The 13,645-nt window shown below is 31.5% G+C and carries 12 protein-coding genes and 2 pseudogenes; 9 read left to right on the plus strand and 5 right to left on the minus strand.

Going from position 1 to position 13,645, the window contains the following annotated elements:
- Positions 1 to 106 precede the first annotated feature (106 nt).
- Together H9636_RS19455 and metA are read left to right on the plus strand one after the other, a co-directional pair.
- Positions 107 to 211, plus strand: a pseudogene (locus H9636_RS19455) (phenylacetaldoxime dehydratase family protein); the annotation flags it as partial.
- Positions 212 to 352: 141 nt separating this feature from the next.
- Complete coding sequence (gene metA, locus H9636_RS10900) at positions 353 to 1,291, plus strand: homoserine O-acetyltransferase MetA (RefSeq protein WP_225230186.1); 939 nt, start codon at positions 353 to 355, stop codon at positions 1,289 to 1,291.
- Positions 1,292 to 1,384: 93 nt separating this feature from the next.
- Here the strand turns inward: metA and H9636_RS10905 are convergent, their stop codons facing one another.
- Positions 1,385 to 1,834, minus strand: coding sequence for a hypothetical protein (locus H9636_RS10905; RefSeq protein ID WP_191707639.1), 450 nt, complete (start codon positions 1,832 to 1,834; stop codon positions 1,385 to 1,387).
- Between the two features lie 600 nt (positions 1,835 to 2,434).
- On the opposite strand from H9636_RS10905, the gene H9636_RS10910 reads away from it, so the two are divergent.
- The 4 genes from H9636_RS10910 to H9636_RS10925 all read left to right on the plus strand — a co-directional run bounded on the left by H9636_RS10910 (position 2,435) and on the right by H9636_RS10925 (position 6,563).
- Positions 2,435 to 3,400, plus strand: a complete 966-nt coding sequence (locus tag H9636_RS10910; RefSeq protein ID WP_191707640.1) for a helix-turn-helix transcriptional regulator — start codon at positions 2,435 to 2,437, stop codon at positions 3,398 to 3,400.
- 74 nt (positions 3,401 to 3,474) lie between these two features.
- Complete coding sequence (locus H9636_RS10915) at positions 3,475 to 4,104, plus strand: type 1 glutamine amidotransferase family protein (RefSeq protein ID WP_191707641.1); 630 nt, start codon at positions 3,475 to 3,477, stop codon at positions 4,102 to 4,104.
- A gap of 181 nt (positions 4,105 to 4,285) precedes the next feature.
- Positions 4,286 to 5,737 (plus strand): serine hydrolase domain-containing protein, encoded by a 1,452-nt coding sequence (locus tag H9636_RS10920; RefSeq protein WP_191707679.1) that lies wholly within the window; start codon positions 4,286 to 4,288, stop codon positions 5,735 to 5,737.
- A gap of 373 nt (positions 5,738 to 6,110) precedes the next feature.
- On the plus strand, positions 6,111 to 6,563 hold the full coding sequence (locus H9636_RS10925; protein ID WP_191707642.1) for a hypothetical protein: 453 nt from the start codon (positions 6,111 to 6,113) through the stop codon (positions 6,561 to 6,563).
- A gap of 146 nt (positions 6,564 to 6,709) precedes the next feature.
- Here the strand turns inward: H9636_RS10925 and H9636_RS10930 are convergent, their stop codons facing one another.
- From H9636_RS10930 to H9636_RS10940, 3 genes are all read right to left on the minus strand, one after another.
- Positions 6,710 to 7,198 carry a PaaI family thioesterase gene (locus tag H9636_RS10930; RefSeq protein WP_191707643.1) on the minus strand — a complete coding sequence of 163 codons (489 nt, stop codon included), beginning with the start codon at positions 7,196 to 7,198 and terminating at the stop codon, positions 6,710 to 6,712.
- A gap of 226 nt (positions 7,199 to 7,424) precedes the next feature.
- On the minus strand, positions 7,425 to 7,913 hold the full coding sequence (locus H9636_RS10935; protein WP_191707644.1) for a hypothetical protein: 489 nt from the start codon (positions 7,911 to 7,913) through the stop codon (positions 7,425 to 7,427).
- 227 nt (positions 7,914 to 8,140) lie between these two features.
- The gene (locus tag H9636_RS10940) at positions 8,141 to 8,317 is read right to left on the minus strand and encodes a hypothetical protein (RefSeq protein ID WP_191707645.1); all 177 of its coding nucleotides are present in this window, start codon (positions 8,315 to 8,317) and stop codon (positions 8,141 to 8,143) included.
- A 621-nt stretch (positions 8,318 to 8,938) separates the two neighbouring features.
- On the opposite strand from H9636_RS10940, the pseudogene H9636_RS10945 reads away from it, so the two are divergent.
- Positions 8,939 to 9,446 (plus strand): annotated as a pseudogene (locus H9636_RS10945) (Ger(x)C family spore germination protein); the annotation flags it as partial.
- Between the two features lie 114 nt (positions 9,447 to 9,560).
- The gene (locus H9636_RS10950) at positions 9,561 to 10,073 is read left to right on the plus strand and encodes a Ger(x)C family spore germination C-terminal domain-containing protein (RefSeq protein WP_451923565.1); all 513 of its coding nucleotides are present in this window, start codon (positions 9,561 to 9,563) and stop codon (positions 10,071 to 10,073) included.
- A 367-nt stretch (positions 10,074 to 10,440) separates the two neighbouring features.
- Here the strand turns inward: H9636_RS10950 and H9636_RS10955 are convergent, their stop codons facing one another.
- Entirely contained in the window at positions 10,441 to 11,028 is a 588-nt protein-coding gene (locus H9636_RS10955) for a hypothetical protein (protein WP_191707648.1), read from the minus strand.
- A gap of 484 nt (positions 11,029 to 11,512) precedes the next feature.
- On the opposite strand from H9636_RS10955, the gene H9636_RS10960 reads away from it, so the two are divergent.
- Entirely contained in the window at positions 11,513 to 13,417 is a 1,905-nt protein-coding gene (locus tag H9636_RS10960; RefSeq protein ID WP_191707649.1) for an endonuclease MutS2, read from the plus strand.
- Positions 13,418 to 13,645 lie beyond the last annotated feature (228 nt).

Below are 13,645 nucleotides of genomic sequence, written 5' to 3' on the forward strand. Positions count from 1 at the left end.
CGGATCCTCCGTCTATTTCATCATGGGCGGGGGTTTTTTGTGTCTTATTGGGCAATCTCTTTAAAGGAGGTGAACGAATAAAAAATAGTGAAATAGAACCTTTCATAAAATGCTTAAAAAACATCACAATAAAACAGAACTGGCGTTATGGCATGAAGTATCTGTTTTAAAAGATGACCAAGCAATATTCGAATATATCAATTGTCATTTGAAAGCAGGTCTTCTCCCTTATTCTGAGTTAACTATGACAGCTATTAAATTTTATTGGTCAGCTATATATTTGGGTAATTTTATACTCTATTTATCTATAAAAGTTTGTATTTGCACAAATAATAGTATTGGGGGAACAAAAATGCCAATCAATATTCCAAAGAACTTACCAGCTGGTGAAATTTTACGCAAAGAAAAAATTTTCGTTATGGAAGAGGAACGTGCAAAAACGCAACAAATTCGACCACTGAACATTTTAGTTTGTAATTTAATGCCAGAGAAAGAGAAAACAGAGTTGCAACTTTTGCGCTTACTCGGGAATACACCGCTTCAAACGAATGTTACATTTTTAAATACAGCTACATACTCGTCTAAAAACGTTTCAAAAACACATTTAGACACCTTTTATAAAACGTTCAACGAAATTAAACATCGACGTTTCGATGGTATGATTATTACAGGGACACCAGTTGAACTAATGGAATTTGAAGAAGTTGCTTTTTGGGAAGAACTTACAGAAATTATGGAATGGGCAAAGATTAATGTAACATCATGTATGTATATTTGTTGGGGAGCACAAGCAGCTCTTTACTATCACTTTGGAATTGATAAATTCCTACTTCCTATAAAGTGTTCAGGTATTTATTCTCATGTTATTACAGATTTAAAAGTCGATTTAGTACGTGGATTTAGTGATGAATTTGATGCACCGCATTCACGTCGCACGTCCGTTTCATTAGAGAATGTACGTAACTGTCCAGAATTACGATTATTAAGCTATTCAGATGAAGTTGGTCCGTTTATTATCCAATCCACTGACAGTAAGCATATTATGATCACGGGACATTTAGAATATGATGCCACAACTTTGGCAGATGAATATAAACGGGATGTGGCAAAAGGAGAAAATGTGGAGTTACCAGTGAATTACTTCCCAGATAACGACCCAACGAAAACACCGAAAAATACTTGGCGTACCCATGCTAATTTACTTTTTTATAATTGGTTAAACTTTTATGTTTACCAAGAAACACCTTATGATTGGCAATATGTCGATGATTTAGTTGAATTGCAAATTTAATATGTTTTAATCGAAGACGAAAAAGTCTATATACATTGATCATTCAATGTATATAGACTTTAGAACAACTATGTTGAAATAATCTTCTAAATACTACTCGTTTAATCTTTCCCCAAATTTATTATAAATATAAATCTTTACAATTCTTTCTTTAAGGTAATTTGAAGTGAATTGATCCTTTAAAATTTTATTTATATTAGCTTCTATTTCTTTACCTATACTTGTAGGTTCTTCTCCATTTAATAAAGTATTTACTTCAATAATTAGATTTTGAGATGAATCAGTTATAGCTATGTCTTTTATTTGATTCGGATAGGATTCCGTTAAACTTTCTTGTATTGTTTTCGTCATTTCAAATCGCAATTCCATTACTTCTTTGGCCTCCACGTTTAAAAATGAACCGATTTTATTTTTTTCTACTTTAACGGAGTAATCTTTAAATGGAGTTGATTTCACTACTTCTTTAACAAGCGATTCGACTTCATTCTTTACGGATTCATAGTATTCTTGACTGCCATTAATCGGAATTATAATTTCATTCAATGTACCGTTATGGTTCGAAGCTGTACTAGTCGCTCCGATGTTATATTTTCCATTTAATACATTTTGAATATTTACAAATAATTTAATAGTTTCTTTATCTGATGGATGACGATCTGTTTCAGCTTGAGGAAGATATATAAAAGTGAAAATAACGCCAAATATTAATAAAAAGCCACCAACGAAAACAATTTTATTCGTTTCTATTCCTCCTTATGTTACTAGATTGTATGATTTTTTTTCAAAAAAATGAGAGTATTGCTCTTCGTTAACTGACAATATCTTTTAGTTCATAACGTTTATAATAAATCGTCATTTTTTATTTGGTATACTAAAAATGAAACATCTTGATTATCAACAACTGATTATAAAAGTATAAGTCCTAGTACAGTCATCAATTTTAAAAATTTCTTATTCTAAAAATAATAAGGACTATTGGTGGAACAAACTTTGCTAGGCAATTAGGGTACAACCCTCTAACTGGTTTATTAAGAAATAGGAATGTTTCTATCAGAAAAAGGGAATTTATAAACCTTTTTGGGTGACTACTCCCGGTTTAAATCGTTTATGTAGTGGATAATAACTTATTAAAGGTGGAAAAGTATGTCTAAAATTGATAATGTACTTGCAATATTATGGATGCTTCGTTCAGGTGAAAAAATTACTGCCAAGGAAATATCGGAAAAATTAGAGATGAATATTAGAACTGTATATCGGTATATGGATACACTTTCAATGAGTGGGGTTCCTATCATTTCTGAGCCCGGGCATAATGGTGGTTATACTTTATTAAATAATTTTATTGAAGCTCCACTTTTTTTTGATTTTGAAGAGCAAACTGCATTAATTCATGCTGCTGTTTTTGCAGAAGAAGCCGGATATTATGGAGGTGAAGCTCTAAAAAGGGCAATTTCGAAGCTGAGGAAGTATTCAAACAAAGAGCAAGAAACAAAGATAAATCAACAATTAACGAGTCTCGAAGTGATAAACGGATTTAGTTCCTTCTCTTTGGAAAATGCCCTAAATGTACTGGATCGGGCTATAGCCGATGATTACTCTGTAAAATTTCTTTACCATAAAAGTGACGATGACCAATCAAAATATCGGTTAGTTGATCCATACAAGATAATTTATTGGAATAATAAGTGGTACATCATTGGATACTGTCATATGAGAAAGGATATTCGTAGTTTTAGAGTAAATCGACTGGAAAGTTTAAAGCTAACGGAAAATAAGTTTGAACGGCCAGAAAATTTTTCATCACGTCACTTATTTTTGAAAAATCTACTTCCAACCATAAAAGATAAGGAAGAAACAATGAATTTGGTTATTGGAGGAAATTCGAGATCTTTGGATGATCTTTGCCAACACTGGTATTTAGGACATTATTTACAAGAAAGAACTTCAACACAAGCCGTATTTCGTCTTGAAAAAGATCAAATCGATACATATATCCCTTACTTTCTATTATCTTACGGTAAATCGATTCACATTGATGAACCAATAAGTCTTAAGGATAGACTTATTGAAGTTCTGTCAGAATTAATAAAATTTCATCAACAACAATAAAACTTCCCTGACGTAAGTTGTCAGGGAAGTTTTATTATACTTGGGTTATATCAAATGTGAATGGAGTGTTTTGAATGCAAACAAAAAAAGCTTATCTTTATGTATTTAATACAATGTCAGATTGGGAATATGGTTATTTAGTTGCTGAACTAAACTCAGGAAGGTATTTCAAAAAAGGTTTAACCCCTTTAAAAGTAGTTACAATAGGATTGAATAAAGAAATCATTACTACGATGGGAGGACTACGTATAAAACCCGACCTTTCCCTAGATGAATGTGGTTTTGATAGCAAAGATCTTTTAATTGTGCCAGGGGGGACTACTTGGGGCGAAGAAATTCATCAACCTATATTAGAGAAAATAGAGGCGGCATTAAAGCTTGGAACGATTGTTGCTGCCATTTGTGGTGCAACACTAGCATTAGCGAATAAGGGATTCCTAGATTCAAGAAGACATACTAGTAACGATTTAGAGTATATTAAAATGACTTGTCCTAATTATAAAGGTGAAAAATATTATGAAATGGAACCTGTAGTTTCTGATACGAATTTAATTACTGCATCAGGTATAGCTCCTCTGGAATTTGCAAGGGAAGTTCTAAAAAAGTTAGATGTAATTGCACCCGAAACGTTACACTCTTGGTATCACCTAAATAAAACACATCAACCTGAATACTTTTTCCAGTTAATGAATTCAATAAGTTGATAAAAGTGACTCTTTAAGCCCCTAGACCTATGAAATTTCATACTGAGGTACCTATTTTTTATGTTTAAAGGAATATATTGTAAAAATTAATACTTTTAGGAATAGCAAAATCTTTTGTCTCTACTTCAATAGGATTTGGTTTTCCTAACTTTCAATTTAATGATGGGGTGAAATTGCTTTGATGAAAGTTCTCCGTGTTCCATACAAATTCTGTTTCATTATTTTATGTTGTACTATATTTCTACCTATTAAATTAGTAACAGCAAACCAAATTTCCGATAAAACAATAGAGAACCAGTTAGATGCTTATATTATATCGTATTTGGAAGAATATCAAGTTCCTGGTGCTTCAGTTGCTATCATTCAAAACAATGAATATTTTTATAAAAAATCGTGGGGAATAACTGGAGAATCACAAGAAAAGGTTACGACAGAAACGCCTTTTACAATTGGTTCTATTAGCAAATCATTAACAGGTTTAGCAATCATGAAGCTCATTGATGCGAACATAATTGAACTAGACGATCCAGTACAAAAACATATACCTTGGTTTAAACTTGAAGTTAAGCAAGGAGAAGCTCAAATAACAATCAAACATTTACTTACCCAAACGAGTGGATTTAGTACTTATACAGGGTTATCTATTTCAGATAAAGAATCTTTAGATTTAAATGCAATTAAAAATAATGTAAAGAGTTTATCAAACGTTAAACTTACTAGTTTACCTGGAAAAAAACATCAATACAGTAATGCCAACTTTTTAATTCTTGGGGCGCTTATTGAAGAAGTAACAAATCAAACATATGCAGAGTACATGGAACAAAATGTATTTAAACCTTTAGGTATGAAGAATGCAGCAGCAGATTACGAAACTGCCTTAGAAAAGGGATATTTAACAGGTTACCAGTCATGGTTCGGTATACCTCAGAAAAGTTCCGTAACATATGATAATGGTGGAGCACCATATGGATATATAACGGCAAGTGTAGAAGATTTAGTACAATACATCAAATTTCTAAGTGGGAAAGATTATATTGGTTATTTAAGTGAATACACAATGAATCAATATAAAACTCCTCATATACAAACAGGTGAAAATCGTTATTATGGCTTAGGAATAAGAATTTCAAACCCAGGGACTGAAGAAAAAATATTTTGGCACTCAGGTTCAACACCTGATTCACATGCAGAAATGTTTTATATTCCGAAAAGCGATTGGGGTGTAGTAATACTTACAAATAAAAATAACCAGTTAGAAGAAGAAGGATTATATTACCTTAAATCAGGTATTATTAATATTTTAAATGGGAATCAACCAGTGAGTATTCCAAAAAATACACAAACTGTCCAATTTTTTATCGTTGGGATTATTAGTTTGCTATTTTTGTTATCGATTTATTTATTAATTAAATTAAAGTCAAAAACATCAAGCAAAAATCGTTTATGGGCTATGTTAGGTTTTGTATGTTTAATAGTATCGGCCATTCTTGTACCATTATTTTTGAAATTTGTACAATCACCATGGCACTCAATCAAAATGTTTGCTCCTGACATAGCATTATTAACAATCATAATGGTTTTCTTCTTGGCACTGAATGGTTTGTTAGCGATTAGATTATCATTTAAGAAGTAAGATCGATTAATATTTAAATTCTAAATGATTAGAAGATCTTCGAAACATATGCTATTTTTATAGCGACCCTTTCGTTTCAATATCAGATTAAAAATAAACATAAAGGTGAATTTAGTAATCTACATTAAATAGCATTAAATAGTTAACTTAAATAATCAGTGTTGTGTTTGTACAATATGAACAACGGGGCGCTCTCCTTTATTATAGGGAGAGTGTTCGTTTTGTTTAAGGACTTGATTGATATGAATGGAAATTTTTGTTAACATTTAGTGGGAAATATGAAATAATTTTCATAGAATGATGGGATATAGTCTTTTGGATATTTATTTTAAAGATAATTGTTATTCTTAATCAAAAAATCGGAGGAAAGTAAATGAAAGGGAAGTATGAATTGAATAAAATAGTATTACTCATATTGGTTGTATTTATTTTAACTGGCTGCAATGGATTACCAAACGATACAATTAAAACACCAGAAGGCAAAGTCATTGTAGATGGAGAACCATATAAAATGATACCGGGTGATTACGAGTGGAGAGAAGACAATATTGATATTAGTTCAAAAAGTATTCCCAATTTAAATGAAATGGCTGAGCTTTTCGAAACATTAGAAGTTGATAAAGGCGAGAAATTAAAATTTGAAATCGATCAAAAACCTTCTTCATTTACGGTTATTAAAATAGATGAAGATGGTCAAAGTGATAATGTTGAAGTAATAGAAGATGAAATAACTATGCCATTAGAAAGTGGCTATTATATTTATCAAATTGAAACGATATGGCCAAATGGAAAACAAAAATTTGTTTTTGATGTAAACGTAAATTAATTAAAAGCCTTCTTTTTTTGCAAAATAGAAGGCTATAATTAAATAACAATCTTAATTTTTATATTTGATTTAAAGGAATTTATTATCATATATTTATTTGTTTTGAATTATAGTTACTTTTAATGAACATACTTCAGACTTGTCTATTAATCGGTTTTTTGAAAAGTACTCGGCATTTTTACTAATATTACTGTACCTCGAGCGCAAAGCGTATCCTCTGCAAAAACTTCGGTATCAACCTTCCATCTTTTCGGATGAATTTCTTCAACAGTCCCAACAGCTTTTAATGTAACTTGTTGAGGAGTTGGCTTCAGGTAATCTACATTCAGACTTGCAGTTACAAATCGAGGTGGGATTGTCCCATCACCAATTTCATTCCCATTTTTACGATGTAATGCGAGTGCAGCAGATCCTGTACCATGGCAATCGATTAATGAGGCGATTATGCCACCATATAAAAACCCTGGAATACCCATATATTTTGATTCAGGATTAAAGAACGTTACAGTCTTGTCACCTTGCCAACCTGTTCGCAGGTGATGACCGTCTTTATTCAATCGACCACACCCATAACACCAAGAGAAGTCATCAGGATAAACATCTTGAATTGCTTTTTCTATTCTGTATTCTTCCATTTCTCTACCTCCTCAATAATCTATTCTATAGATAGATATTCTGTTTTCTAAACTAGTATGCTAGCATCTATATGACTAAAGTATAAATTACTATTTTCTTACTATCAAATAGAATTCAGAATATTCCTTGAATAGGAGAGAATTATCATTTTGATTGCAACGAACTTTCCTATATAGACCTAGTGTAATTTTTAAACTGATATGGATTAAAATCAACTAGCTTTTTTTATATTGTATCAAACCTATCAGGTGTCCAGATTGCAATTTCATTGCCAGGAACTGCAACTACAAGCCAAAAATCGTCGTCAAATTCAACTCCTGCTTGCCAACATTCAAATTTGTCGTGATAACCATTTACAAAAATTGTGTATCCACTATCCAATGTGATAAACAGATGCGGAGTTTTCTTTCCTAATTGTATATTTACGATTTTTTGTCTTCTAATTTTATATATCCTAACGTATTCTTCATCTTCAGAATAATCCTCGATTTCATCTTCATTAGATGGATGTACCTCGGTTTGATTATGTAATAAACACCATTTTGATTCGATGTTGAGATACAATTGTCCGCCGTAATCTTCCGTACCTTCGTAATTTGTAAAATAAATTTTTACTGTTGCTGGAGAGATACCAAACTGCACTCCATCAACCTGTGCCCCAATAAATAGATGTTTTAATACTTTTTCGGCATAGATTCTATCCTCACTGTCCAATAAAGACCCTCCTCAAAAAAATTTAAAGAATACATGAATATGAAATGCCTTTATGGGAAGTACAACAGCGAAAGAAGAAGGGGAAAGGGAAGCAAGCAATACAAGTACTTAATAAGAAGTTTGATAGAATGTGCATGGGGCAAATTGCTAAGGGAAATGGCTATTTCATACGCAAAAAAATATTAAAGATAATCTTGTTAACCAAATGGTAAATAATTTAATAAAGACTATTTTTGTTTACTCTCCTCAATCATTATTTTCGTTATATTTACTATTACTGCAACAGGGTAAATTATAACGAAGAGTGCTGATACCTTTAGAGACCAATGATCTCTAATTATCACTTGATAAATCATGATAGCCGTTATAATAATCATAACGAATAAACTCAATTTTAGTCTCATTATAGAACGCTCCTAACATTTCCAATTACATCCATATATAATTGACCAAAGCATATTATTAAATGTTTTAATAGCATCGTCCACAAAGCCACCATACTAAAATCCTTAAGGTTAACTGTTACAGCAGACAAGTATTTAAGTGAGATATACACAATGGATTGTAGCATCAAAAAGAAAGGAATTTTCCTACTTCTTAAAGTATAACAATTGATCTAAAGGGATTGAAGATAATCTCTCAATATTTAACATTTTTCTGAAATTAATAAAATGATGGGTTTACAAATACTTTACAAATTTTGGTGCATTAATAATAAATAAATATAGGGATTAATATTATGAATACCTTCCTGGTGTTACACCTTTTTAAGAAAGCATTTCTTTTGGAATTTTTTTTTGAAAACTAAATGGACACAAGAGAAGCTTGGTTATTAGTCATTAATAATATATTAATGACAGGGATTTCTTTTTACGTTATTCATTTCATTTATCTAAAGGAGGCAAAATGACCATTCCTAATAATGTTTTGGCACTCCATGAACAAGTTTTGCATCCTGAAAAAATGTATATTTTATTACACTAAGGATAATTCTAGTTTTAAGTAAAAAATTGGAGAAAAACATTATGTTTAAAAAGCGTAAGTTAAAATGGTTTATATTTTTTATTTCTATCTGCTTAATTCTCACTGCTTGTACGGAAACAAAATTACTTGAGAGAATTAGCATAGTCACTTTAATTGGTTATGATAAAGAAGAAGATCTTTTGTCTGCAACAGCAGTGGTTCGTCAAATTAATCCAGAATTTCAAAGTAATATTGAAATTCACTCCGAAACAGCTGCAACGAGTAAAGAATCCAAACTCAAAGTTGATTTAGAAATAGCTAAAAAACTCGGAACCGGTCAGTTGAGGGTCGTTTTGTTTGGAGATGACTTAGCGAAAGAAGGTTTAGAGGAAGCCGTTCACACTATTGCAATGAATCCTGAAATGGCCACAAGTATTTACTTAAGTGTAGTTAGGGAAAACAAAAACATTACTAGAAAACAAGTATGAAAACATTACAGATGTTGGTCAACATATATTTAATTTATTGGATCATAACATTAAACAGCAACAAATGATTTCTTCCACGTTTCATGAAGTTGAAAGAGATATTTCTTCACCATTACGAGACTTTGCTCTACCAATAATAAAAAAGATTGAGGAATATATCGATATTTCAGGGGTTGCTTTATTTAAGGAAGGGAAGATGGTAGGTAATCTACCGGCAACCGATGTTTTCTATATTATGTTGACGAGAAAAGATATTAAAGATGGAACAGCGCAACTGGTTTTACCAGCAGAATTACTCAATCATTCTAAAAATCCACCCGAAAACCTACCAGAAGATTTACCAATTGCCATTGATGCTATTAATTCAAAAAGAAAATTAGAAATAACCGACCATAATAAAAATGAAATTGATTTAAATATTAAGTTAGATTGTCGATTGGTAGAGATTCATTCCAGCCTTTCGGTTGGGGATAAAAAAATAACAGAAAAAATAGAAGAAGAAATAAATAAAAAAATGGAATCTGAAATAAAAAGGATTATTGAATATAGTCAAGAAGTGAATTCCGATATTTTTGGCTTTGGCGAACATTTTTATGCTCAAGTAAGAAACTCTAAATTAACGGAAGAAAAATGGCGTGAATTGTATCCGGAAATGAAGGTCAATGTAAAGGTTGATACAGAAATTATACGAAATGGTGTAACCGAATAATATTTGTTGTTGTACCTCTTATATTGGAATAACAAGATGAATATGAAAAGAGGATGTAAGAGATATCCACCTCATACATCCTCTTTTCGACTTTTCTGTTTTATGTAAGATTGCTTACAAACCAGCCTACCTATGAAACCACAAGGACAGTCATTTACCTCGAAGAAAACTTCAAAGTTGTATGGTAGGATTTTATGAATACTAAACACTCCATACTAATCACTGATTTGCTTAAGTACTAAACACTGAACACTCATTACTGAACACTAAATGTCTTTTGATTTAAAACGTTTGCTATCTCTAGCAAACCCATATGAGTGTGACTGATTTTTAGTGATTTACAACGGTATGCAAGCAACATTGAAATTTAATCAATATCGACGTCAATTAATGTTCTAGCATTCACTTCATTTAAAGTACCATCAATCTCAGTCATAAACTCAACTAAAAATGAATCAAGTTCATCTATTTTTTCGATTGGAACTAAGTATAACACATCAGCAAGAACTTCTTTTTTCACCTGCTCCGATAAACCTTCTGTTTTCATGTTTTGATTAAATGTATCAACTTCTCGTGTTGCTTTTTTTACAGCATGTTGATAAGCGGTTTTCAAATTTGATAAATACTCTTGTATGTCATTTTTATAAACTAATGCTTCAGCAATTTTTAACGTTTTACCTGCAACAATTATTTCTGTTTCTAAATTCGCTTTGTTGATAGCTAATGTGAGCTTTATATAGTTATCTTTTAGATCGTGAAATTGTTGAAATAATGATTTTACTTTTTCAGTAGCCTCACGGTGATTTTTTTTAATATCTGATTTTTCGTTTGATAAGATATGTAATCTTTTATTATTAATAGCACTGTGATTCGAAATATCTTCTATAATTTTATCCAATTGGGCTTTTATCGTTTTTTTACGTGTCATAGCACGTGCAATGGTCATTTGCATCAAGAAACACACCTTTCTTTTAGGGAGAATACGAATATATAATAACATATTTTTACAATATTTTGGGAAAGAAATAATCATCCATGCTGTTTGACGAAACATCCTTTCCATGCTACATTAATCTCATAATACAAAAAGGTGTGGTGAATTATGTCGGTAGTAGGTGTCAACTAATTGTTTTTAGTTGAATAAGGTACTTATTTTCTGGTTAAAGCCAGTTTATTAAGTATGCCTTTTTTCAAATATGTTATTTTAACATTTTTGAGTACCTACTATCAGACTGCTTCTCTTTCCATATATTCGTTTAGCATAAAATGTAAGACATAAAGCTTCACATAGCTAAGTCTTATTTGATTATGCTCTTCGAAATATGATCTTGTTTCTACAAGATTATGCCCGCGGAAGCTTTCTGTCCAATTTGATGGTTTAAATTGGAAGGTAGGGAAGGCTTTAGCGGGCTTATTTTATTTGGAATGAGGATGATAATATGAATCATATGACCTTTGAAAAATTACACTACCAAGAATTAAAAAATAAAGTTAAAAACCACTGTGTCAGTAGTTTAGGAAAAGAGTTAATCGAAAAATTAGAACCTAGTTCGAATTTAAAAGTTGTTCGTAATCGTTTAAATGAAACGAGTGAGGCGAGAAAGTTATTGGACGCTGAAAAGCATTTGCCATTGACTGGCATTTCCAATATAACAAACCATATTGAAAAATTAGAAAAAGGGTTGATATTAACGCCGACAGAATTACTTGCAGTTGCTGATTTTTTAAGGGGATGTAGAAAAATCAAGAAGTTCATGGCGGATAAGGAATTTTTTGCCCCTGTACTTTATTCCTATGCACTTTCTATCACGGAATTACGCAATATTGAAGAGGATATTTTATTTGCTATTAAAGGAAATCGAGTTGATTCAGGCGCTAGTAAAGAATTAAAACGCATTAGAAATCAGATAGCGAAAGTAGAAGAGAAAATTGAAGAACGACTGAATAAGTTTCTGAAAAGTGGAGCCAATAAAGAATATATCCAAGAATTTTATATTAGTAAAAAAGACGACCGTTTCACGATTCCAATTAAAGCGTCCTTTAAAAATCATGTAGCAGGAACGATTATTGAAACATCTTCTAAAGGATCTACAGTATTCATTGAACCTGAGACTGTTGCGAAGCTTAATATAGAATTAGTGAGTTTAAAATCAGAAGAATCCGTTGAAGAATATCAAATTTTAGCAACGTTGACCGGAGCGATTTATGAATCTTTACATGAAATAAGAGTTAATATTGACTGCATTAGTCAGTACGACATGATTTTTGCGAAGGCCAAGTATAGTAAAAGTACGGATGCTATCGAACCGAAGATCAATAATTACGGCTATATAAAATTAATCGATAGTAAACACCCATTATTAGAAGGCAACATTGTCCCATTAGATTTTGAAATTGGAAAGGATTATAGAAGCCTAGTTATTACAGGTCCAAATGCGGGTGGGAAAACTGTCGTATTAAAGACAATTGGAATTTTAACTTTAGCTGTCATGTCGGGGATTCATATTATGGCAAAACCAGGAACGGAAATTGCTATTTTTGATCACGTCTTTGTGGATATAGGGGATAATCAAAGTATAGAAAATGCACTAAGTACTTTTTCTTCCCATATGAAAAATATTTCAGAGATTATGAGTAAAGCTACTAATAATACGCTGTTATTATTTGATGAAATTGGAAGTGGAACGGAGCCAAATGAAGGTGCTGCTTTAGCCATCGCCATTTTAGAAGAGTTTTACCATATGGGATGTATTACAATTGCAACAACTCATTATGGGGAAATTAAACGCTATTCTGAAATGCACGATGACTTTATGAATGCGGCCATGTTATTTGATAGCGCTGAATTGAAGCCGTTGTATAAGTTATTAATAGGGAAATCAGGAGAGAGTAATGCACTTTGGATTTCCGGTAAGATGAATATCCGTGAGAATGTTTTGAAGCGGGCTCAATCCTATATAGAAAATAAAAATTATAATCTCGAAGTAATCAACGAAAACAAAATAAAAAAACAAGTACATGAAGCACAAAAGCAATTAGAGACAGAACATTATGATATCGGTGATCGGGTAAAATTAATCAGCCAAGATGATTATGCCATTGTCTTTGAGCCGAAAGATAAATTTAATAACATTAAATTATTTTATAAAGGTGAAATATTGGAAGTTAATATTAAACGGATTCAATTGGATATTAAAGCAAGTCAATTATATCCTGAAGGGTATGATATCAACACCTTATTTACGAATTATCAAGAAAGAAAGCTGCAGCATGACCTAGAGAGGGGTTCAAAAAAGGCATTGCGAAAAGTGCAAAAGGAAATTCGAAATAGAAATCAAGAATAGTTGTCGATGAAGAATAAGTGAATCTCCTACATCGAAGTAAAAACTTTACTACTACATTACAGTATTGGTTAAGGAACCTCGAATGGGGTTCTTTTTCTATGATAAATGACCCTCTTTTTGTTATTTCAATAATGATAGATGAATGATGTTTTTCTATACGCGTCCATATTGTTGATGATGACACCTAAACAATTATAGGAAAGAAGGAATTTTTATCCTTTATGCATA

It is taken from the genome of Ureibacillus galli (assembly GCF_014836845.1).
In the GTDB taxonomy this organism is placed as follows: Bacteria; Bacillota; Bacilli; order Bacillales_A; family Planococcaceae; genus Ureibacillus; species Ureibacillus galli.